At 57.3% G+C, this 20,732-nt stretch carries 20 protein-coding genes; 14 read left to right on the forward strand and 6 right to left on the reverse strand.

Features of this window, described 5'->3' with window-relative positions:
• Window positions 1-151: 151 nt before the first annotated feature.
• From B5M06_RS00955 to cysS, 3 genes are read right to left on the reverse strand one after another with little or no spacing between them, the layout of a single operon-like run.
• Window positions 152-1,123 (reverse strand): acetyl-CoA carboxylase carboxyltransferase subunit alpha, encoded by a 972-nt coding sequence (locus B5M06_RS00955; protein ID WP_054066383.1) that lies wholly within the window; start codon window positions 1,121-1,123, stop codon window positions 152-154.
• Between the two features lie 45 nt (window positions 1,124-1,168).
• The gene (locus B5M06_RS00960) at window positions 1,169-1,825 is read right to left on the reverse strand and encodes a DNA-3-methyladenine glycosylase family protein (protein WP_054066384.1); all 657 of its coding nucleotides are present in this window, start codon (window positions 1,823-1,825) and stop codon (window positions 1,169-1,171) included.
• A gap of 18 nt (window positions 1,826-1,843) precedes the next feature.
• Window positions 1,844-3,223: a cysteine--tRNA ligase gene (cysS, locus tag B5M06_RS00965; RefSeq protein WP_054066385.1), complete on the reverse strand. Its 1,380-nt coding sequence runs from the start codon at window positions 3,221-3,223 to the stop codon at window positions 1,844-1,846.
• A gap of 183 nt (window positions 3,224-3,406) precedes the next feature.
• Here cysS and B5M06_RS00970 point away from each other — a divergent pair, with 183 nt between their 5' ends.
• From B5M06_RS00970 to B5M06_RS01015, 10 genes are all read left to right on the forward strand, one after another.
• A complete protein-coding gene (locus B5M06_RS00970; RefSeq protein WP_054066439.1) occupies window positions 3,407-3,937 on the forward strand; it encodes a tetratricopeptide repeat protein in 531 nt (176 codons plus the stop codon).
• A gap of 63 nt (window positions 3,938-4,000) precedes the next feature.
• A complete protein-coding gene (locus B5M06_RS00975) occupies window positions 4,001-4,585 on the forward strand; it encodes a peptidylprolyl isomerase (RefSeq protein WP_054066386.1) in 585 nt (194 codons plus the stop codon).
• Between the two features lie 42 nt (window positions 4,586-4,627).
• The gene (locus B5M06_RS00980) at window positions 4,628-5,155 is read left to right on the forward strand and encodes a peptidylprolyl isomerase (RefSeq protein WP_054066387.1); all 528 of its coding nucleotides are present in this window, start codon (window positions 4,628-4,630) and stop codon (window positions 5,153-5,155) included.
• A 45-nt stretch (window positions 5,156-5,200) separates the two neighbouring features.
• Window positions 5,201-5,980 (forward strand): UDP-2,3-diacylglucosamine diphosphatase, encoded by a 780-nt coding sequence (locus B5M06_RS00985; RefSeq protein ID WP_054066388.1) that lies wholly within the window; start codon window positions 5,201-5,203, stop codon window positions 5,978-5,980.
• Window positions 5,981-6,282: 302 nt separating this feature from the next.
• The gene (glnA, locus tag B5M06_RS00990; protein ID WP_054066389.1) at window positions 6,283-7,698 is read left to right on the forward strand and encodes a type I glutamate--ammonia ligase; all 1,416 of its coding nucleotides are present in this window, start codon (window positions 6,283-6,285) and stop codon (window positions 7,696-7,698) included.
• 241 nt (window positions 7,699-7,939) lie between these two features.
• A complete protein-coding gene (locus B5M06_RS00995) occupies window positions 7,940-8,398 on the forward strand; it encodes a hypothetical protein (RefSeq protein WP_240183972.1) in 459 nt (152 codons plus the stop codon).
• Between the two features lie 17 nt (window positions 8,399-8,415).
• Window positions 8,416-9,492, forward strand: coding sequence for a nitrogen regulation protein NR(II) (gene glnL / locus B5M06_RS01000; protein ID WP_054066391.1), 1,077 nt, complete (start codon window positions 8,416-8,418; stop codon window positions 9,490-9,492).
• Window positions 9,493-9,540: 48 nt separating this feature from the next.
• On the forward strand, window positions 9,541-11,085 hold the full coding sequence (gene ntrC, locus B5M06_RS01005) for a nitrogen regulation protein NR(I) (protein WP_054066392.1): 1,545 nt from the start codon (window positions 9,541-9,543) through the stop codon (window positions 11,083-11,085).
• A gap of 275 nt (window positions 11,086-11,360) precedes the next feature.
• The gene (locus B5M06_RS01010; protein WP_080025130.1) at window positions 11,361-12,203 is read left to right on the forward strand and encodes a hypothetical protein; all 843 of its coding nucleotides are present in this window, start codon (window positions 11,361-11,363) and stop codon (window positions 12,201-12,203) included.
• Window positions 12,204-12,346: 143 nt separating this feature from the next.
• Window positions 12,347-12,685 carry a MoaF-related domain-containing protein gene (locus B5M06_RS01015; protein WP_054066394.1) on the forward strand — a complete coding sequence of 113 codons (339 nt, stop codon included), beginning with the start codon at window positions 12,347-12,349 and terminating at the stop codon, window positions 12,683-12,685.
• 90 nt (window positions 12,686-12,775) lie between these two features.
• Here B5M06_RS01015 and B5M06_RS01020 read toward each other — a convergent pair whose 3' ends face one another.
• A complete protein-coding gene (locus B5M06_RS01020; protein WP_077344476.1) occupies window positions 12,776-13,582 on the reverse strand; it encodes an META and DUF4377 domain-containing protein in 807 nt (268 codons plus the stop codon).
• Window positions 13,583-14,061: 479 nt separating this feature from the next.
• On the opposite strand from B5M06_RS01020, the gene B5M06_RS01025 reads away from it, so the two are divergent.
• Both B5M06_RS01025 and B5M06_RS01030 read left to right on the forward strand, forming a co-directional pair.
• Window positions 14,062-14,538: a DUF2242 domain-containing protein gene (locus B5M06_RS01025; protein ID WP_240183973.1), complete on the forward strand. Its 477-nt coding sequence runs from the start codon at window positions 14,062-14,064 to the stop codon at window positions 14,536-14,538.
• 188 nt (window positions 14,539-14,726) lie between these two features.
• Complete coding sequence (locus tag B5M06_RS01030; protein WP_054066396.1) at window positions 14,727-15,104, forward strand: oxidoreductase; 378 nt, start codon at window positions 14,727-14,729, stop codon at window positions 15,102-15,104.
• 107 nt (window positions 15,105-15,211) lie between these two features.
• Here the strand turns inward: B5M06_RS01030 and B5M06_RS01035 are convergent, their stop codons facing one another.
• Window positions 15,212-16,573: a YdgA family protein gene (locus B5M06_RS01035; protein WP_162777414.1), complete on the reverse strand. Its 1,362-nt coding sequence runs from the start codon at window positions 16,571-16,573 to the stop codon at window positions 15,212-15,214.
• Between the two features lie 259 nt (window positions 16,574-16,832).
• The gene (locus B5M06_RS01040) at window positions 16,833-18,644 is read right to left on the reverse strand and encodes a glutamine--tRNA ligase/YqeY domain fusion protein (protein WP_054066398.1); all 1,812 of its coding nucleotides are present in this window, start codon (window positions 18,642-18,644) and stop codon (window positions 16,833-16,835) included.
• Between the two features lie 609 nt (window positions 18,645-19,253).
• On the opposite strand from B5M06_RS01040, the gene aroQ reads away from it, so the two are divergent.
• The gene (gene aroQ, locus B5M06_RS01050; protein WP_054066399.1) at window positions 19,254-19,700 is read left to right on the forward strand and encodes a type II 3-dehydroquinate dehydratase; all 447 of its coding nucleotides are present in this window, start codon (window positions 19,254-19,256) and stop codon (window positions 19,698-19,700) included.
• Window positions 19,701-19,717: 17 nt separating this feature from the next.
• Window positions 19,718-20,650 carry an alpha/beta fold hydrolase gene (locus B5M06_RS01055; protein ID WP_080025324.1) on the forward strand — a complete coding sequence of 311 codons (933 nt, stop codon included), beginning with the start codon at window positions 19,718-19,720 and terminating at the stop codon, window positions 20,648-20,650.
• Window positions 20,651-20,732 lie beyond the last annotated feature (82 nt).

The raw sequence follows: 20,732 nt of genomic DNA on the forward strand, positions 1-20,732 counted from the left end.
GCATTTCAGATACTTTTACATCTCAAAACCAAGCTAAACAAGTGCTAGAAGCTATCAATATTGAAATAGACAATGGCCCAACAAAAATGGCCCCACAGGGCCATTTCAGTGTCAGTCAAACACGCTGACAGCACAAGCTGCCAAGCGGTGATTAGCTGGCTTTGGTGTCGTTGAAGCGACCATAGCTTTGCAGGCGCTCGTAGCGGCGCTCCTGCAGTTCCTGGGGCTTGAGGTCTGCCAGCTGGCGCCATGCATCATTCAATGCGCGCTTGAGCAGGCTGGCCATGTGCTTGTGGTCACGGTGCGCACCGCCCACAGGCTCGTTGACGATTTTGTCGACCACACCCAGGGCCTTGAGACGGTGTGCGGTGATGCCCATGGCTTCCGCGGCCAGCTCAGCCTTCTCGCCCGTCTTCCACAGAATGGAAGCGCAGCCTTCAGGGCTGATCACGGAATAGACGGAGTACTGCAGCATCAGCACCTGGTCGGCCACGGAAATCGCCAGCGCGCCGCCGGAGCCACCTTCACCAATGATGGTGGTGATGATGGGCGTCTGCAGCTGTGCCATTTCGTAGATGTTGCGGCCAATGGCTTCGGACTGGCTGCGCTCTTCCGCGTCAATGCCAGGGAAAGCACCGGGCGTATCCACAAAGGTGAACACAGGCAGCTTGAACTTCTCGGCCGTCTTCATCAGGCGCAGAGCCTTGCGATAGCCTTCGGGCTTGGTCATACCAAAGTTGCGCAGTGCGCGCTCCTTGGTATCACGGCCCTTCTGGTGACCGATGACCATGCAGGGCTGGCCGTTAAAGCGCGCTAGGCCTCCGACGATGGACTTGTCATCCGCAAAGTGGCGGTCACCGTGCATTTCCACAAAATCGGTAAAGCACTCACGCACGTAGTCCAGCGTATAGGGACGCTCAGGGTGGCGTGCAATCTTGGTGATTTGCCAAGGGGTCAGATCACTGTAGATGTCCTTGGTCAGCTGATTGCTCTTTTTGCTGAGTCGATCAATCTCGTCCGAGATGTCCACCGCATTTTCAGTCTGCACGTAACGCAGTTCTTCGATTTTGGCTTCGAGCTCAGCAATAGGCTGTTCAAAGTCCAGAAAGGTTTTCTTCGCCAAGTTATTTCTCCTTGTCCCGGCCTGCGCGAGGGGCCTGAGGATGTATCAATAGGCCACAGGCTGCGGGTCGAGCGAGCGCCAAATATACCAAGTTGCCACGGTGCACCAAGGTTTCCAGGCCTCAGCCACTTCGCGGGCATCACTGCGACTGACGGGGTCGCCCGAGAAGTAGCTTTCGCTGATTCCCTTGAGCAGCCCTGCGTCATCCAACGGCAGAACATTGGGCCGCAGCAGGTAAAAAATCAAAAACATCTCTGCCGTCCAGCGGCCAATGCCACGGATGGCGGTGAGCTCTGCAATGATGGCTTCATCATCCATCCGCTCCCAGTCCTGCACGTGCAGGCGGTCTTCCGTGAAGTGCAGCGCCAGATCGACCAGATAGTCCACCTTGCGTGCGGACAGGCCTGCGCCACGCATGTCATCCACCTTCAGCAGCAGCACATTGGCTGGCGTCAGATCGGTGAGCAAGGCACTGAAGCGCTTCCACGTGGCCGAGGCAGACTTCACAGACACCTGCTGCCCCACGATGGAACGCGCCAGCGTGATGAAGGGGTCGCCGCGCGTTTGCAGCGCTTCTGCACTGTACTGCGGAATCAGTCGGCGCATCACCCGGTCTTTCTTGACCAGGTGCTTGCAGGCTTCCGCCCAGTACGCAGGCGCATGCGCGGGAGGGGCAGGCAATTCTTTGGGAATGGGAGACATAGGTTTTACAGCCAGTGTTTACTGGGCTGCCTCCCACGTTGTACCAGTGGGCGAATCCTTGAGCACAATGCCCTGCTCCAGCAATTCCTTACGGATGCGGTCGGCTTCTGCCCAGTTCTTGGCCGCCTTGGCAGCTGCACGTGCGGCAATCTGCGCCTCGATAGCAGCAGCATCCACACCGGCAGCACCCGCCTGCAGGAACTGCTGAGGATCATCCTGCAACAGACCCAGGCAAGCGCCCAGTGCCTTCAGCAAGCCAGCCAACTCGGGCGACTTGCTGCGATTGACTTCACCAGCCAGGTCAAACAGCACTGCCACCGCTTCGGGCGTGCCAAAGTCTTCGTCCATGGCGGCCTTGAAGCGCGCTGCATGGGGTTCTGCCCAGTCAATAGCCACTTCAGCAGGGGCCACCAGACTCAGCGCGGTGTACAGGCGCTTGAGAGCGCCACGCGCGTCGTCCAGGTGCACGTTGGAGTAATTCAGCGGACTGCGGTAGTGGCTGCGCACCACGAAGAAACGCACGGTTTCCGCGTCGTATTCCTTGAGCACATCACGGATGGTGAAGAAGTTGCCCAGCGACTTGGACATCTTTTCGTTGTCCACATTGATGAAGCCGTTGTGCATCCACACCTGCGCAAACGGCTTGCCGGTCGCGCCTTCGCTCTGTGCGATTTCGTTTTCGTGGTGGGGAAACTGCAGGTCAGCGCCACCGCCGTGGATGTCAAAGCTCTCGCCCAGCATCTCACAGCCCATGGCCGAGCACTCGATGTGCCAGCCGGGGCGGCCTTCGCCAAAGGGGCTGGCCCATTTCACATCAGCAGGCTCTTCGGGCTTGGAGGATTTCCACAGCACAAAGTCCAGCGGGTCATGCTTACCATCCTGCACAGCCACACGCTCACCGGCATTGAGCTCGTCCAGCGACTTGCCCGAGAGCTTGCCGTAGCCGGGAAACTTGCGTACAGCAAAGTTCACATCGCCATTGCCTGCCTGGTAAGCCAGGCCTTTGTCCTGCAGCGTACCAATCATCTTGAGCATCTGCGGCACGTATTCGGTGGCACGAGGCTCAAAGGTGGGGCGCTCAATACCCAGGGCGTCGGCGTCCTGGTGCAAGGCATCGATCATGCGATCGGTCAGGCTGCGAATGGTTTCGCCGTTTTCCACGGCGCGCTTGATGATCTTGTCGTCAATGTCCGTGATGTTGCGCACATAGGTGACGCGATAGCCGCTTGCGCGCAGCCAGCGTTGCACCACGTCAAAGGCGACCATGGAACGAGCATGGCCCAGGTGGCACAAGTCATAAACCGTCATGCCGCAGACATACATGCGGACATGTCCGGGTTCAAGCGGCGAAAACGCTTCCAATGCACGCGACAGCGTGTTGTAGATACGCAAACTCATGGAGTGACAGAAACGGAAGTGGGGTGAGAGCGGCCGTCGTGCGACCCGCTCCAGCAGCTGGGCTACACGCCCAAGCAACAAGGGGTACTGCACCGCTTTCGCGTCAATACCCCTCAGCTACAATCTTCCGGAGTATAAGCCCAGCACACTGCAGGGCTCTTCTGGCCCTTGGAAAGCACCCACATGTCTTCTTACCTCCGCCCACAATCCTTGCTGCGCCTGCTGGCCGTGTCTGGTTTTTTGCTCGCTGGCTCGGCGCAGGCCGATATGTATGGGGATGTCTCCGCCCTGACCAAGGCTGGCAACACTGCCGAAGCCATTGCCAAAGCTGATCAATACCTGAGCAGCAACAGCCGTGACCCCCAGATGCGCTTTCTCAAGGGCGTGGCCCAATCCAAGGCAGGAGATCTGCAAGCAGCCGCAGCCACTTTTGAGGCGCTGATTCAGGAATACCCAGAGCTGCCTGAGCCCTACAACAACCTGGCCGTCATCTACGCCAACAATGGTGAGCTCAACAAGGCGCGTGACGCACTGGAAATGGCTGTGCGCAACAACCCGAACTACGCTGTAGCGCATGAAAACCTGGGTGATATTTATGCACGCCTGGCGCATGCGTCCTACAACAACTCCATCAAGCTCAACAGCAACAACCGGGCGCTGAAGCTCAAACTCAGTACGCTGACGGAGATGCTGCAGCCCGCTGCCGCGCAGTAACGCCTTTTCTCTTACTGGGCCAGCCATGTGCTGGCCTTGCCTTGATCGCACACAGACACTACCATGCGCCTGACCCGCAGAACCCTGAACCTGTCCCTCACCGGCCTGCTGCTTGCAGGCATGACCAGCCTTGCTGCTGCGCAGGATGCCAAGCAGCCGCGCGTGCAGTTCAACACCAGCATGGGAGATTTTGTGGTGGAGCTAGCACCCACCAAGGCTCCCAAGACGGTGGAGAACTTTCTGCAATACGTGAACGACAAGCACTACGACGGCACCGTGTTCCATCGCGTGATTGATGGCTTCATGATTCAGGGCGGTGGCTTTACGGCCGACATGCAGCAAAAGCCCACCCGCGACCCCATTCCGCTGGAGGCACGCAACGGCCTGAAGAACGACCGCTACACCATTGCCATGGCACGCACTGGCAACCCCAACTCGGCCACAGCCCAGTTCTATATCAATGTGGCGAACAACGACATGCTCAACGCGCCCAATCCAGATGGCCATGGCTATGCGGTATTTGGCAAGGTTGTGCAAGGCCAAGCGGTGATCGACAAAATCCGCACCGTAGCCACTGGCAACCGGGGCATGCATCAGAATGTGCCCAAGGACCCCGTCACCATTGTTTCCGCTCGCGTTCTGCCCTGAAGCAGCTCGCTGGCTTTTCTGCCCTTTTACTGAAAGTTTTTCATGAGCAATCCTCAAGTTGAATTGCACGTCACCATCAACGTAGCTGACACAGCTACCCAAGGCGTGATCACCCTGGAACTGGATGCCAAGAACGCACCCAAGACCACTGAGAACTTCCTGAACTACGTCAACAACGGCTTTTACGACGGCACGATCTTTCACCGCGTGATCAAGAACTTCATGATCCAGGGTGGCGGCTTCACTGCTGACATGAAGCAAAAGCCCACCAACGACCCCATCGAAAACGAAGGCAAGAACGGCCTGAAGAACGATAAGTACAGCATCGCCATGGCTCGCACCAGCGACCCTCACAGCGCTACAGCCCAATTCTTCATCAACGTGGTGGACAACGACTTCCTGAACCACACCTCCCCCACACCTCAAGGCTGGGGCTATGCAGTGTTTGGCAAAGTGGTCAAGGGCACCGAAGTGGTAGACGCCATCAAGAAGGTGCGCACGACACGCCGCGGCTTCCACGACGACGTGCCTTTTGACGTCGTGGTGATCGACAAGGCTGTGGCCCTGTAATTCACGCCCATGCCACCGTTGGACCTAGCCATACCGCCAACGTACATGTCTTCGACCGTGCCTGCCATGCCAGAGCTCATCGCTCCTGCGCACTGGCGCACGGTTGAATTCATTTCCGACCTGCATCTGGACCCAGACGAGCCCGCCACAGTGCAGGCCTGGCGCGACTATTTGAGCAGCAGCCAGGCCGATGCGATCTTTTTGCTGGGCGATATCTTTGAAGTCTGGGTGGGTGACGATGCCCTGCTGGAAGCTGACAGTTTTGAAGCCAAATGTGCCCAAACACTAAGCACAGCAAGCGCAAGGCGCTCCTTATTTTTCATGGTGGGCAACCGTGACTTTCTGGCGGGTGATGCTTTCCTGCAGGCCACAGGCATGACGGGACTGGCAGACCCCACGGTACTGGCCTGGGGTGAGCACCGCATGGTGCTCAGCCATGGCGATGCACTGTGCCTTGATGATGTGGAGTACCAGCAGTTCCGGGCACTCAGCCGCTCTGCCGCATGGCAGCAGCAGCTGCTGAGCCAGCCACTGGCCGTGCGCCGCGCAATTGGGAAGTCCGCGCGCTCCGAAAGCGCGCAGCGCAAGCAGTCAGGCGCCACCTATGCCGACGCTGACCCCGGCATGACAGCCAGCTGGCTGCAACAGGCCAGGGCGCAATGGCTGATTCACGGTCATACCCACCGCCCCGCAGACCATGCCCTGCCCGATGGGCGCATGCGTATCGTATTGAGTGACTGGCATATCGATAGCAATCACCACCGCGCGGAAATCCTTCGCGTGACACCGACCACCTGGGAACGCATTCCCTTTCCGGGTGGATGAAGGCTTTTCGCCTCATGCAGCAGAGATGGGTGCTGCATTGCCCCATAGCAGCACTCAACCACACCAATAGGTGATTGCACCAATATGGCGCACACTTAGGAACTAAAATGGTGCCGATCAGAATGCTTTGAAAAATTCAAAGCTTATTGCACCAACTTGGTGAATTACCACCTGGCCCATGAAGCTTGCCACTTCATGGGCTTATGCATGTATACACATGCAAGCGGAACGAATTCAAGCTGGCACACAAACTGCTTTGCTAACCGCGTACTTTCTATGAAGCGCTTTTCCAGGAGAACCTGATGGCTAAGACCGTTGCAGACGTGATGAACATGGTGAAGGAGAATGAGGTCAAGTTCATTGACCTGCGCTTCACCGACACCCGCGGCAAGGAGCAGCACGTAACTGTGCCTGTGTCGCACTTTGACGAAGACAAGTTCACTTCGGGCCATGCGTTCGACGGTTCGTCGATCGCTGGCTGGAAGGGTATTGAAGCATCGGACATGCAGCTGATGCCCGACCCCAACACCGCCAACATCGACCCCTTCTTTGAAGAAACCACACTGTTTCTGCAGTGCGATGTGATCGAGCCCGGTGATGGCAAGGCCTATGACCGTGACCCCCGCTCTGTCGCCAAGCGCGCAGAAGCCTACCTGAAGGCTTCGGGCCTCGGCGACACCGCCTACTTCGGTCCAGAACCTGAATTCTTCATCTTCGATGGCGTGCGCTGGAGCACAGAAGCCCACAACCCCTTCTACGAAATCGAAGAGTACGAAGCACCCTGGAACACAGGCGCTAAGTTTGAAGGCGGCAACCGCGGTCACCGTCCTCGCGTCAAGGGCGGCTACTTCCCCGTGCCTCCTGTCGACAGCACGCAAGACATGCGCGCAGAGATGTCCCTGATCCTCGAATCTCTGGGCATTCCTGTCGAAGTGTTCCACCACGAAGTTGCTGGTGCCGGCCAGAACGAGCTGGGCACCAAGTTCTCGACCCTGGTGGAACGCGCTGACTGGACCCAAGTACAAAAGTACGTGATCTGGAACGTGGCCAACACCTACGGCAAGACCGCGACCTTCATGCCCAAGCCCTACAACGGCGACAACGGCTCCGGCATGCACGTGCACCAGTCCGTATGGAAGGATGGCAAGAACCTGTTCGCCGGTGACGGCTATGCCGGTCTGTCTGACTTCGCGCTGTACTACATCGGCGGCATCATCAAGCACGCCCGCGCCCTGAACGCCATCACCAACCCTTCGACCAACTCGTACAAGCGTCTGGTGCCCGGCTTTGAAGCGCCCGTGAAGCTGGCTTACTCTGCCAAGAACCGCTCCGCTTCCATCCGTATTCCTTACGTGAGCAACCCCAAGGGCCGCCGCGTGGAAGCGCGCTTCCCCGATCCTATGATGAACCCCTACCTGGGCTTTGCTGCCCTGCTGATGGCGGGTCTGGACGGCGTGGAAAACAAGATCCACCCCGGCGAAGCTGCAACCAAGGACCTCTACCACCTGCCCCCAGAGGAAGACAAGCTGGTGCCCACCGTGTGCCACAGCCTGGATCAGGCACTGGAAGCACTGGACGCAGACCGCGCCTTCCTGACCAAGGGCGGCGTGTTCAGCGACAGCATGATCGATGCCTACATCGAACTAAAGATGGGCGAAGTGACCCGCTACCGCCAGTCCGTACACCCTGTCGAATACGACATGTACTACTCGCTGTAATCCACGGGATTGCTGTGCTCCTGCAAAGGAGTGCAGCCCACCTGCAAAAAATGGCAACCCCACGGTTGCCATTTTTTTCGGAAAACTTCCATGAATGCGCGCAATCAATCAAAGACAAGCCATGCAGCACATTGCAAAATGCGGCGACCCTTTCAGAGGAAATGGGATGGATGCTTTTGATTGGAGGCAAAAAATGCACCGATGGATCGTCATGCTGGCAGGCAGCTGTATGAGCACAGTCATGTTGTACGGAACAGCCATGGCCCAGGACCAGATATACCGCTGCGGCAATGAGTACACCAATAACGCCACCATCGCCAAGCAGCGCAACTGCCAGGTGGTAGAAGGCGGTCATGTGACCGTGGTACACACAGACAGCCCACGCTCAGGCAGCAAACCCTCTGCCAGCGCAGACAGCAAGCCAAGCCCGAACCGCGCGGCCAAAGTAGACCCTGTCCAGCAAGAATCGCGTGACAGCGATGCCCGCAGCATCCTGCAGGCAGAGCTCGAAAGAGCGCAGCAAAGGCTCCAGGCACTCCAGGAAGAGTACAACGGCGGCAACCCCGTCAAAACTGCGCTGGAACTGCGCAACCCGCAGGTCTACATGGAACGGCTGGAAGCCTTGAAAGCCAATATCGCACGCCAGGAAGCTGATATTGCAGGCATTCAGCGTGAACTCTCGCGCCACAAAGGCAATTAATTCATAGATTTGATTTCATGCATCCAGATTCCTCCAGCCCAGCCCAGCGTTTTGCCGCTCTGGACCTGCTGTCTACGCTGACCGCTGTAGTCGATCAGCAAGGTCTGCTTATTTTTGCGAATGCCGCGCTGGAAAGTGCCATGGGTATCTCGCGCCGCATGCTGGAGGGCAGCGAGTTTGCCCAATACCTGTCCGCACCATCATTGCTGCAAAGCGGCCTGCAGGCTGCAGATGGCCAAAGCTACGCAGCCATGAGTTTTGATACCAGCCTGCTGTGCAACAGCCAGGATGCGCTGTTTGTGCATGTCACCGTCACACCGGTCGAACACACGAACTACAAGCTGATTGAGCTGTGGATGCTGGAGCAGCAAGCCCGGCAAGACCGTGAAGAGCGCCTGGTGGAGCAGGCCCAGGCCAACAAAGAGCTGGTGCGCAATCTGGCCCATGAAATCAAAAATCCGCTGGGTGGCATCAGGGGTGCAGCGCAGTTGCTGGAAATGGAACTGGACAGCAGAGAGTTGCACGAATACACCCAGGTCATCATCCACGAGGCGGACCGCCTGCAAAGCCTGGTCGATCGTCTGCTGGCACCGCACCGCCATCCCCACCAGCTCACCGACCTTAATATTCACGAAGTGTGTGAGCGCGTGCGATCACTGGTGCTGCTGGAATACCCGCAAGGCCTCAAGATCCGACGCGACTACGACATCTCCATCCCAGAGTTCAAGGGCGACCGGGAACAGCTCATACAAGCTCTGCTGAACATTGTGCAGAACGCAGCACTGGTCTTGTCCGACACCATTACCACTGGTGGTAATGCTGAAATCACCTTGCGCACCCGGGTTGCGCGTCAGGTGACGATTGGCCGCCAGCGCCACAGACTGGCATTGGAATTGCATGTCATTGACAACGGCCCCGGCGTACCGGATCACATCAAGGAGCGGATTTTTTTCCCTCTGGTCACCGGACGGGATGGAGGCTCAGGTTTAGGACTGCCGCTGGCACAGACTTTTGTGCAGCGCCACCATGGTCTTATTGAATGCGAAAGCATGCCTGGGCGCACGGACTTCCGTATTCTGATCCCGCTGCCATAAGACTTCGGGCCGACAACCATGCACAGCAACGGAAGGTAAACACAGCATATGAAGCCGATCTGGATAGTAGATGACGACCCCTCGATCCGCTTCGTCTTAGAAAAGGCGTTGGCTCGCGAGAATCTGGAAACCCGAAGTTTCAGCAACCCTCGTGAAGTGCTGCATGCACTGGCAGAGATTCCTGAGGGTGATCCATCGCATCAAGGCCCCCGGGTACTGGTCAGCGATATTCGCATGCCTGGCGGCTCCGGCCTGCAGCTGCTGGAAGAGGTACACACCCAGCACCCTGGCCTACCCGTCATCATCATGACGGCATATTCGGATCTGGACAGTGCAGTCTCTGCATTCCAGCACGGCGCATTCGAATATCTGCCCAAGCCTTTTGACCTGCCCAAGGCCGTAGAGCTGATCCGCCGTGCCGTGGAAGAAACCGAGCATGAGCTGGTCGCCGAAGAGCGTATCAGTGCCATGCCTGAAATGCTGGGACAAGCCCCAGCCATGCAGGATGTCTTCCGCGCCATTGGCCGCCTGAGCCAGAGCGCAGTGACCGTGCTGATCACTGGTGAGTCTGGCGCAGGCAAGGAGCTCGTCGCACGCGCACTGCACAAGCACTCTCCCGTATCCAATGGCCCCTTTGTAGCCATCAACACGGCCGCCATTCCAAAAGATCTGCTGGAGTCCGAGCTGTTTGGTCACGAACGTGGCGCGTTCACGGGCGCCCAAACCCAGCGCCGTGGTCGCTTTGAACAGGCCGAAGGCGGCACACTCTTTCTCGATGAAATTGGCGATATGCCTTTTGATCTGCAGACACGCCTGCTGCGCGTGCTTTCTGACGGGCAGTTCTACCGCGTCGGTGGTCACACAGCCGTCAAGAGCAATGTGCGCGTGATTGCAGCCACCCACCAGAATCTGGAGCAGCGCGTCAAGGACGGCGTCTTCCGCGAAGACTTGTTCCACCGTCTGAACGTGATTCGCCTGCGCCTGCCTTCCCTGCGTGAGCGCGCGGAAGACATTCCCATGCTGGTCAGGCACTTCCTGCAGCGCAGTGCCAAGCAGCTCGGCGTAGAACCCAAACGCATTTCCGAAGCTGCCCTGCAGCGCCTGGTGCAATTCAAGTTCCCGGGCAATGTGCGCCAGCTGGAAAACATCTGCCACTGGCTGACAGTAATGGCACCTGCGCAGCAGATTTCCCTGCAGGACCTGCCCCCAGAGGTGCTGGAAAGCGATGGCAAGCCAGCGCCACAGCCAGCCTTGGCAGAAGCAGAAGGCCAGCCGCTGGATACGCCTTCACCACTGCCCAATACGGCCTCCACGGTGCAAGCTGCGCCAGAAGGCCTGGCGGCTGCAGACAACTGGAGAAGCTTGCTGGAAGCCGAAGCTCGCAAACTGTTGCAGACTGAAGGCAAGGATGTCTGGGACATTCTGAGCCAGCAATTTGAATCCAGCCTCATCACCACCGCGCTTACGCTGACCCATGGCCGCAGAATGGAAGCTGCCCAGCGCCTGGGGATTGGCCGCAACACCATTACCCGGAAAATTCAGGAGCTCGGTCTAGACAGCGCAGAGCGTCTGGCCCAGGACGAAGCCCGATAAACCACCGCGCCAACACCGCTAATGCCGTTCACAACCGTGAACGGCATTTGTTTTTTGCAGGGGATCAGATATTCAGCAGCAGGCGCTTACTCTGAAGGCATCGCTAGAGCACTGCAGTCTCATACTGGAGTCAGCGACTGGCACCACGGCTTGCGCAGCCCCCGCTATTCGTCCTACATCTACCGCTTATCTCTACCGACTGTCAAAAAATTGCAGTCGTTGACAATTGATTGCTGCGGTGCAGAAAGCCGTACATGCATCCATTGACACTTCATATGCGGTTTTACATCACACCATCAGCAACACCGTCTGCCCCCCAGCTACTGGGCGCCCAAAACGCCTACACGCTCAGTGTCATTGACATACAGATGCGCTTGCTGGCCGATCTGGAAAATCAGTACTGGCGCAAACATTTTGCACACCGCCCCTATTACGTAGCGGGACGCAGCTACGACCAATACCAGCCTGCGTATGAGCTGGGCTGGCTCCATGCCGTACAGCACCCACTCTCAAGCTTTGACACGCTCGAAGCACATCTTGCCCAGCAGTGGAGCAGCCAGCGCACCACCAGTCTGCTGTCATGGAAAGAGGCGCGCTCTGCTGTCCAGGACGGCTGGCGGCATGCACTGCAACAGCAGCATGCATGGCAGCAACCTGCCGCACCAGCCTCCTCGCTGACACCGGAAATGGCCAGAATGCTGAAGTCACTCTATCGGCACGGCCTGCATCTGTCGGGTGAACTGACACGCCTTGCACAAATGCGCGTGAGTGACTTTGTCACCGAAGTCGTCAATCAGCATGCACGGATGTTGCGTGACTTTTCACGCAGTCTGGCAAAGCTTCCCGTCGTACGACGTACATCACAGTCGTTCAGCCATAGACTGGTCCACAAAATGCGCAGGCACTGGAGTTCCATGCAGTCTCATCTGCTGGAAGCTGACCCTGAGTCCCTGCTGCTGGAGTGTGAGCAAAAAGAGTATGAGCTGCTGCAGGCCTACCAGCGTACTTGCGAGTACGCGTTACCAGAGCATGTGCATCACATCCTGCAGCAGCAAAGCCTGCAGCTGCGACAGCAACTGGAAAAACTCCGTCTGGCGCGCAGCCTCCGGGACTTCTGAGCACACAAAGTCTGAATGCTGTAGTCCACAAAACTTGCTTTATATCGAGCAGTCCTCCCACAGGCCATGCACAACAAGCAATTCAACAATTGCTTGCATGCACGGCCAGCACATGTTGGCACAGTAGGTGAAGGGATTTAAAAATGACAATGCACTACACAGGAGCTTTACTCGGACGAAACGCAGTCATAGAGTTTCCAGAGAGTACAGCGTATGTGAGTTATTCAGTGCGCGGAGAGCTGAAGTGGAAAGTAACGGACAAACACGGCAATGTCACACAGGGACAGGAACGCCTGAGTTACCTGCAACTGTCTGACAAGCTGCATTTTCTGAACTGGGTAGAAAAAACAGGTTTTACCGTCAGCCAGGTCATTGATACAGAGACCTGCACCGTCAAGGCCTTCTGGTCCTCCGCAGATGAAATGAGCGATTCTGGCCATCGCGCATCCATGTTCGTGAACGGAACTTTCCGTTTCGCCTGAACCACCCAGGCCCTGCTTCATAAACAAACAGCCCTTGCCTGAAGCAAGGGCTGTTTGTTTGCACTGTAGAAAGTGTGTCGATGACGAGACTTAGCGCTTGATTTCGCTTTCAACAACCAAGTCCAGCACATCCACATACTTGGACGCATCAGCTGGTGCATTTTGATTGGTGTAGCGCTTGATGCGCAAAATATTGCGCACATTGGGCTGCTTGCTGTAGCCCTCAATGGAGCCATAGTAATTGCCCCATGTGCCAAAGCCTTGCTTGATGCCCTGGGCATCATATTTGACTTCACGCACTTGCAAGCACTGCGCGTTCTCCACCAATGGATGGTGACAGACTACTTTATCGGGAGCAACCTCCAGAAACATCTGCTCGCTCGGACCATACAGTGTTTCATAGGTGGGTTTGCCCTTGAGCTCCCAGACCACCCCACCCTGGAAAGTGAGCGCCAGTACAGGCGCATTCTCAGAACCGGTGATCTTCCAGGATTGCACCTTGGGCAGCTGCTGGGCGACCTGCCGCTCCAGAGCCATCATCTTTTCATCATTGCAGGCCATCATGGTGGAGACCATGCGGCTGACTTGCAGCGCATCACCCTGAGCTTCATAGCTGCCATGCATGTTGTTGCAAAGGCGCTTGACCACCAGTGCATTCTCGCCAGTGAACAGCAGCTCCACAGGAACGCGACTGGCTGCAACGCTACGCTGCCATTGCATGTCGGTGCTGCCATCCACATCTCGCACCTGGTTCAACTGCCAGTGATGGGTCTGCAGCGAGACAGGCGTCGACGCGCTCGTTGGTTGTGGACGTTTTTGCACATCCGTGGCATGCGTACAGCCCAGCGCAAAAGTGGTCAGTACACAAGCTGCAGCAATTGATTTCAGAGACGACATCGCGCCATTTCCTTTTCGTTATGAGCTACTCACGCGCTTCTGTCAGCCTGCGGCCAACGGGTACAACCAAGCTTGTTGTCTTGACTTCGAAAACAAGCTCTTATGTGCCGCGTGAGCAAGATCCAAGCATATGAAACTGCAGCTTGGAGCTTGCCCTTAGAAGCCCTGCACCTTCAGTTCGTTGTATCTAATTGTTTGTGAGACTTCTTCCCGATACGTTTTGAGACAAATTATCTGTAAAACGCCTGCTTTCTGTCTGAGTACACTACCTCTTAAGCTCCTAAAAAGTGAGCAATTTACACGAAAACAAGCTGGTTTTTTTCACAAGGTGCACAATGACGGCTTTACGGAATTCGGTCATGTTTCTGGTACGCATGGGCAAGTCAACACACGGGATGAACGCAGCTTTTACAGGCCTTGGCATCGCAATGCTGCTGGCAGGCTGTTCTGGCTTAGGGCATAGCCAGATGCCGGAGGCCATGCCCAAGGTAGAGGAGCAATTTGGCTCTGCTGCTACGTATTCACGCATGTTTGAAGCGACTCCCGCACAGACTTGTGAAGCTGCACGCCGGGCACTGCTAAGCCAGGGATATGTCATCAACAAGGCTGACAAGGAAGTGGTGGAAGGCCAGAAAAGCTTTCAGCCCAAGGCCGACCGCCATGTGCAGATGAATATTCGCGTGACCTGCGTGATCGAAGGCAGCGACAACACACTCAGCGTAGGTTTCGTGAGCGCGCTGCAAGACACCTTTGCTCTCAAGATGGCCAGCAACTCCGCCAGTGTTGGCGTCAGCATGCTCGGCACCGTCTCCGTACCAGTGGCTGCCGGTCATGACTCTATGATCAAGATTGGCAGTGAAACCGTCAGCAGCGACAAGTTCTACGACAGCTTCTTTGAACTCATGCACCGCTACCTGCTGATCGACCCTGCTTCTGCACGTACGGGCAGCAAGTAAACCTCATTCACAGGCCGTCATGACAGGCCTTCTGAGGCGAGTATTCACCTCTTGTTTTCTCTGTTTTCCATAGCTTGAAACGCTGCATTCTTGAGCTTGCGCAGAAAGTTCTATTCCTGCTGGCATGACACTTTGCAGCCATGCTGCGCGGCGCAACTGCCATACAGACTGACTGAAGGAAAACATTCATGCAAGCATTTCGTATCGTCATGATTGGTGCAGGAGAAACCGGTGCACCACTGCTGCAGCAACTGCTGCAATCTGGCTTTATTCAGGTCGCAGGCGTGGCAGATCTGAATCTGGATCTGCCCGGCATCGCCCTGGCCCGTGAGCACGGCGTGCCCGTGTCTGACAACTTCATGGACTTTGTGCGCCAGGGCGAGGAGGTGGACATCATCATCGATGTCACCGGCGTAGCCAAGGTGCGCGAGCAGTTGCGTCAGTACATGGTGGAAAGTGGCAATACGCACACGCTGATCATGCACGAGCGCATTGCGCTGCTCATGATGTCGCTGTCCGCTGGCAAGCTGGTGGACGGCAAGCACGGCACACAGGCATACGCTTAAAATTAATAGCTGCTAACGCTTTCTACATCAGCGTTAGAGCCATATTCTTAACAAAAAGGGCTACCCATGGGTAGCCCTTGCTGTTTGGAACGCGGTATCGCTGCTGCTTACAGCACGCTACCGATGCCCAGCAGCTGCTGCAGCGTCTGGGGCTGCTCATTGAGCTTGAACTCACCTTCCGAGAAGCTCAGGGTCGCACTCACACCGTCTGCCCCTTGCTTGAGAACGCCGTTATCAATCAGCATTTGCAGACGCTGTTGCACACCCTTTTCGACGGCGGCCTGCAGCTCTTCTTCCTCAACCTCACTCCCCATCTGCTCCAGCAACTGGACATAGTCGTTGCGCACTCGGCCGTCCATGATGAGCTTGATAAACTGCACAGGCATGGACAGCTGTACCTGCCCGGCCATATCCATGGCAGGGTCAAAGGCTTGCGGCTGTTCGCCTACATAGCGCAGGAAAGCGGACAGCGCCACCGGGCCATCACTGCTGTCCATACTCAGACGCTGGATCTGCAGCTCTGGCTTACCTTCCAGCAGCAGAGGCAGCGTCTCAATCAGCTGGTTGACCTGCTCATCTGTGCTGCCTGCCGTCTGCATCATGCCCATCCACTGCTCAAACCAGGGCGCATTGATATTGTTTGCCTGGATCTGCAGCAGGATGTTCTTGGTGCTGAAGCTCGGGCTTTGCAGCTCCTTGACATGCAGCGACATGTCCGAACTCAGCAATTCCTGCTTGAGCTGGTTCACGCTCTTGATCTCAACGCCCTGCACGCTGACCGTCGATTCATCGGTGGCATCACGCACATTCAGATGCTCCAGCTGCATGGCACTGGAACCTAGCCAGAAACTGTAGCCCTGTGGAATACGGGCATCAAATCTCAGCTCCGCACCGGACATTTCCATGCGGCTGCCGTCCTGCTCTTCAGCCTGCACAGCAGGCATGCGTGCAAAGCCCTTGGTGGCATCCATCTCTGCAGACATCGTCCACTCCATCTGCAGCCCCCCCCAGGTCAGGGCTGAACCATCTTCAAACGCTGCCTTGAAGCTGGGTGACTCCATGTGGTTGGAGGTTGCGCCCGACCAGTCCGCCAATGCCGTCCATTCCAGCGGTGCGCGCTGCTCTAGGGCCTTGACCAGTGCAGGGTCTGTACCTTCAGGTAGCAGGAAGCGGGACACCACTTTGGCGGCTTTACCCATGGGCCATGGTCCATGCAGGATGTCATGCTTGGCCGTGATTTCATAGGTGTCATCTTCGGTAGCAATCGACCATAGCGTGGTGGCCTTGGAACTGATGATGCCGCGCTCATAGTCCATCACCTGTACGGTGACGCCGCTGCCCTCTGCCCAGGAATCTGCCGTTTGCTCAATGGCTTGCTCAATACGCCCGCCCACGTAATAGCTGGTTGCCAATGCGCCAGCGACAGCCAGCACGCCGATGCTCACTGCACCAATGGCTAGTTTTTTCATGAATGCCTCTTCAAAATCTGCATGGGCAAGCAAACGGCTTGCGCTGCGAGATTGTAGGTATGGCAGGCAAAGCGCAGTGTAAGTACGCACCAAGTGTTGTTTTAACGCTTTGATTCTTGATTTTTATAGCTACTCGCGCTTATTTCATCGGCGCTAGAGGCCAAAAACTCTATGAATACAAAATCCCATCTGCACATGCTTGCGCACATGAAAAAAGGCTGCCGAAGCAGCCTTTATGCAGATGAAGCAATGCCCAGAATTACTTGCCCCAGGAGTCCTTCAGACCTGTGATCTTGTTGAACACGGGCTTGTCGGCCGTGTGGTCCTTGCGATCGGCCACAAAGTAGCCAAAGCGCTCGAACTGGAACTTGTCGTCAGGCTGCGCCGCCTTGAGCGAGGGCTCCACATAGGCCTTCACGACCTTGAGGCTGTCAGGATTGAGCAGGCTCAGATAGTCCTTGCCGCCTGCATCAGGCTGTGGATCGGTAAACAGACGGTCGTACAGACGCACTTCGGCTTCAATACCATCCTGCACACCCACCCAGGTAATGGCAGCCTTGACCTTGACAGAGTCCGCACCAGGGGTGCCGCTCTTGGTGTCAGGCACCACAGTGGCCAGCACCTTGGTGATGGTGCCGTCAGCATCTTTTTCGCAGCCTGTGCACTCAATCACATAGCCGCCCTTCAGACGTACCTTGTTACCGGGGAACAGGCGCTTGTAGCCCTTGGGAGGCACTTCGGCAAAGTCTTCACGCTCAATCCATACTTCGCGGCCCAGCGTGAACTGGCGCTCAGGCACAGTTTCGCCTTCTGCATGGTGTGGCAGAGCAGGCAAGCTGCACTGTTCGACGTGGTCCGCTGCGCCAAAGACTTCTGCCCAGTTGGTCAATTCCAGCTTCACGGGGTCCAGCACCACCATGGCGCGGTGGGCCTTGTTTTCCAGGTCTTCGCGCAGGCAGCCATCCAGCGTGGCGTAGTCAATCCAGCTGTAGTCCTTGGTCACGCCAATGCGCTCGCAGAAGTTGCGGATCGACTCAGGCGTATAGCCACGGCGGCGCAGGCCCACGATGGTAGGCATGCGAGGGTCATCCCAGCCAGTCAGCGTGCCGCTGTCCACCAAGTGCTTGAGCTTGCGCTTGGAGGTGACGACGTAAGTCAGATTCAGGCGTGCAAACTCATACTGACGGGGCTGGGGAGAGGCAATCAGGCCGCCTTCACGCAGGTGGTCCAGCAACCAGTCATAGAAGGGGCGCTGGTCTTCAAACTCCAGCGTGCAGATGGAGTGGGTGATGTGCTCCAGCGCGTCCTCAATGGGGTGCGCGAAGGTGTACATGGGGTAGATGCACCATTGGTTGCCGGTGTTGTGGTGCTCGGCATGGCGCACCCGGTAGATGGCTGGGTCACGCAGATTGATATTGGGCGAAGCCATGTCAATCTTGGCGCGCAGCACCGCAGCGCCATCGGCCAGCTTGCCATCCTTCATGTCCGCAAAGCGCTGCAGGTTCTCGGCCACGCTGCGGTCGCGGAAGGGGCTGTTCACGCCGGGGCGGGTGAAGTCGCCACGGTTGGCGCGCATGTCTTCGGCCGACTGCTCATCCACATAGGCCAGCCCTTGTTCGATCAGATACACGGCGGCGCGGTACATGAAGTCGAAATAGTTGCTGGCGTAGTAGAGGTTGCTGTTGCCCTGTGCATCCTTCCAGTCAAAGCCCAGCCAATGCACGGCATCCTTGATGCTGTCCACGTATTCCTGGTCTTCTTTTTCTGGGTTGGTGTCGTCAAAGCGCAGGTGGCACACACCGCCGTAGTCACGCGCCAGACCAAAGTTCAGGCAGATGGACTTGGCATGACCTACGTGCAGATAGCCATTGGGCTCGGGCGGAAAACGCGTGCGAATCTTGGCTTCATCCACCTGACCCTGTTCATGGTGCTGGGCATCGCCAGGCGCACCGCCCCAGCGGCGGCCAGCATGCGTGCCTTTTTCCAAGTCGGCTTCGATGATTTGTCGCAGGAAGTTGGTGGGCTTGACCACTTCCGATGTGTCGTTGTTGGTGTTGGCGGGTGTGCTCATATCCTGATGATTGTAGGCCGCCTTGCAAGAGAAAGCTGGCACTGCGGGTGTTCTAGGCCATGCCCCTTGCTCTGCAGGGCATACAGGTCTGCACCGCTGCAAACAAACCGACACACGCCTTTACCGTTGTTTTACCTTTGTGCCGACATCCAAAACGTAAGCTGCAGCGTTATGAGGCTTATCAGCAGCTCAGAAGGGAAAAATCACATGCACACAGCACTCACTCACCACCTTGGCATACGCTGTCTGGCGACTGTGAGCCTGTTCGCAGCACTGGCAGCCACTCAGGCACAGGCAGGCAATGTCGGTGTATCAATCGGAATTTATGTGCCAGGCGTCCCGGTCTATGTCGCTCCGCCTCCTCCTCCGCCACCACCGCGTGCCGTGCGCCATATGCCACCGCCTTATGTGGTGTACGCACCACCCCCTCGCGGATTCTATGGACCACCTCCTCGCCACCATATTCCACCCGGACACTACAAGCACGCCCCAAAACGCCGCGGTCACATGCATTACGGGCCGCCACCCCATCGTCGCTAAAAGCGATGGCCAGGGCTTACAGGAGCCGCATAATCGCGGCTCCTGGTGTTTGATTGAAGAGTGTTTGCCATGGCTAAAACCGTATTCGTCCTCAACGGCCCTAATCTGAACCTGCTCGGCACACGCGAGCCTGCGGTGTACGGCGCGCAGACGCTGACCGATGTGCAGCAACTGTGCGAGCAGACCGCAGCGCGACATGGCCTGACGCTGCGCTTTCACCAGAGCAACCACGAAGGTCAGCTGATTGACTGGATCCATGAGGCCGGGCAATTTCATGTCAGGGGCGAACTGGCTGGGCTGATCTTCAATGCCGGCGCCTACACCCACACCAGCATTGCCTTGATGGATGCCGTCAAGGGTACAGGTGTGCCCCTGCTGGAGCTGCATATCAGCAATGTGCATGCGCGCGAAGCGTTCCGTCATCACTCCTATCTGTCCCCCGTAGCGCGCGCGGTGATCTGTGGGCTGGGTGTCGCTGGCTACGGCATTGCAATTGACGCTGTCGCACAGTGGTGAGCAGCGCCCACCGCCTCATGCATGCATCCACCACACCTTCCACCCTGCCCTGGGCGGACAGCCCTGAAGCCATCGCAGCCATTGCGGCAGGACAGCAGCAAAGCCTGGAGGTACTGCACTGGCAAGCCAGCGCCACCAGACTGACCCATCCCCATGCAGGTGGACACACCACCGTGCACCACTGGGCAGCTGTACAGCCCAATGGGCTCCCCCCCCTGGTCTTATTCCATGGCGGCAGCGGCAGCTGGACGCACTGGGTACGCAGCATCGGCCCGCTGCTGGAAGCGGGGCATGATGTGTGGGCGGTCGATTTGCCAGGATTTGGTGACTCAGATGTCCCACCGGGCGTCTCCGATGCCGACGGCATGCTGCCCGTGCTGGCAGATCTGCTGCAGACGCTATCTCCCCTGCAGGCTGTGCGACTGCTGGGCTTTTCTTTTGGCGGCATGACGGCTGGCATGCTCACTGCCAACTACCCGCATCTGGTGGAGCAGCTGGTGCTGGTGGGGGCCCCTGGCATAGGGCTGCGCAGCAAGCAGCCATTTCGTCTCAAAGGCTGGCGCCACCTGCAAGACCCGCGCGAACAGTTGCTGCACCACATCTACAACCTGGGCGCACTGATGCTGCATGACAGCAGCTGCATTGACCGGGACACCGTAGCCCTGCATGTGGCCAATGTGCGCCGCGACCGCCTGCCACGCCGCCGTATTTCCAGCACCGATATCCTGCTGCACGCACTGGCCCAGGTGCAATGCCCGGTGGCTGCCATCTATGGTGCTTTCGATGCGCTCTACCCGGATGATCTAGACACCGTTGCTGCGCTGATGGGCGACCACGCCGCTCAATGGCAAGGCATGCAGCGCATTGCTGGCGCTGGCCACTGGGTGCAGTATGAGCAGCCCCATGCCTTTCACGCCGCACTGCTGCCACTTCTGGCCAAGGCCTGCTGAAGCAGGTGCTGCCACATTAACCGTATTCTCAGGACAGTGCGTGCTGCAATACATGACTAGTGTTAACACTGCAACGACCTAA

This window comes from Comamonas kerstersii (assembly GCF_002056725.1).
Classification (GTDB): domain Bacteria; phylum Pseudomonadota; class Gammaproteobacteria; order Burkholderiales; family Burkholderiaceae_C; genus Comamonas; species Comamonas kerstersii.

Excerpts from the sequence above, each read along its gene's own strand:
- B5M06_RS00960 (WP_054066384.1), bottom strand. The coding sequence starts at position 1,825 with ATGTCTCCCATTCCCAAAGAATTGCCTGCCCCTCCCGCGCATGCGCCT.
- cysS (WP_054066385.1), bottom strand. The coding sequence starts at position 3,223 with ATGAGTTTGCGTATCTACAACACGCTGTCGCGTGCATTGGAAGCGTTT.
- B5M06_RS00970 (WP_054066439.1), top strand. The coding sequence starts at position 3,407 with ATGTCTTCTTACCTCCGCCCACAATCCTTGCTGCGCCTGCTGGCCGTG.
- B5M06_RS00975 (WP_054066386.1), top strand. The coding sequence starts at position 4,001 with ATGCGCCTGACCCGCAGAACCCTGAACCTGTCCCTCACCGGCCTGCTG.
- B5M06_RS00980 (WP_054066387.1), top strand. The coding sequence starts at position 4,628 with ATGAGCAATCCTCAAGTTGAATTGCACGTCACCATCAACGTAGCTGAC.
- B5M06_RS00985 (WP_054066388.1), top strand. The coding sequence starts at position 5,201 with ATGTCTTCGACCGTGCCTGCCATGCCAGAGCTCATCGCTCCTGCGCAC.
- glnA (WP_054066389.1), top strand. The coding sequence starts at position 6,283 with ATGGCTAAGACCGTTGCAGACGTGATGAACATGGTGAAGGAGAATGAG.
- B5M06_RS00995 (WP_240183972.1), top strand. The coding sequence starts at position 7,940 with ATGTTGTACGGAACAGCCATGGCCCAGGACCAGATATACCGCTGCGGC.
- glnL (WP_054066391.1), top strand. The coding sequence starts at position 8,416 with ATGCATCCAGATTCCTCCAGCCCAGCCCAGCGTTTTGCCGCTCTGGAC.
- ntrC (WP_054066392.1), top strand. The coding sequence starts at position 9,541 with ATGAAGCCGATCTGGATAGTAGATGACGACCCCTCGATCCGCTTCGTC.
- B5M06_RS01010 (WP_080025130.1), top strand. The coding sequence starts at position 11,361 with ATGCGGTTTTACATCACACCATCAGCAACACCGTCTGCCCCCCAGCTA.
- B5M06_RS01015 (WP_054066394.1), top strand. The coding sequence starts at position 12,347 with ATGACAATGCACTACACAGGAGCTTTACTCGGACGAAACGCAGTCATA.
- B5M06_RS01020 (WP_077344476.1), bottom strand. The coding sequence starts at position 13,582 with ATGTCGTCTCTGAAATCAATTGCTGCAGCTTGTGTACTGACCACTTTT.
- B5M06_RS01025 (WP_240183973.1), top strand. The coding sequence starts at position 14,062 with ATGCCCAAGGTAGAGGAGCAATTTGGCTCTGCTGCTACGTATTCACGC.
- B5M06_RS01030 (WP_054066396.1), top strand. The coding sequence starts at position 14,727 with ATGCAAGCATTTCGTATCGTCATGATTGGTGCAGGAGAAACCGGTGCA.
- B5M06_RS01035 (WP_162777414.1), bottom strand. The coding sequence starts at position 16,573 with ATGAAAAAACTAGCCATTGGTGCAGTGAGCATCGGCGTGCTGGCTGTC.
- B5M06_RS01040 (WP_054066398.1), bottom strand. The coding sequence starts at position 18,644 with ATGAGCACACCCGCCAACACCAACAACGACACATCGGAAGTGGTCAAG.
- aroQ (WP_054066399.1), top strand. The coding sequence starts at position 19,254 with ATGGCTAAAACCGTATTCGTCCTCAACGGCCCTAATCTGAACCTGCTC.
- B5M06_RS01055 (WP_080025324.1), top strand. The coding sequence starts at position 19,718 with ATGCATGCATCCACCACACCTTCCACCCTGCCCTGGGCGGACAGCCCT.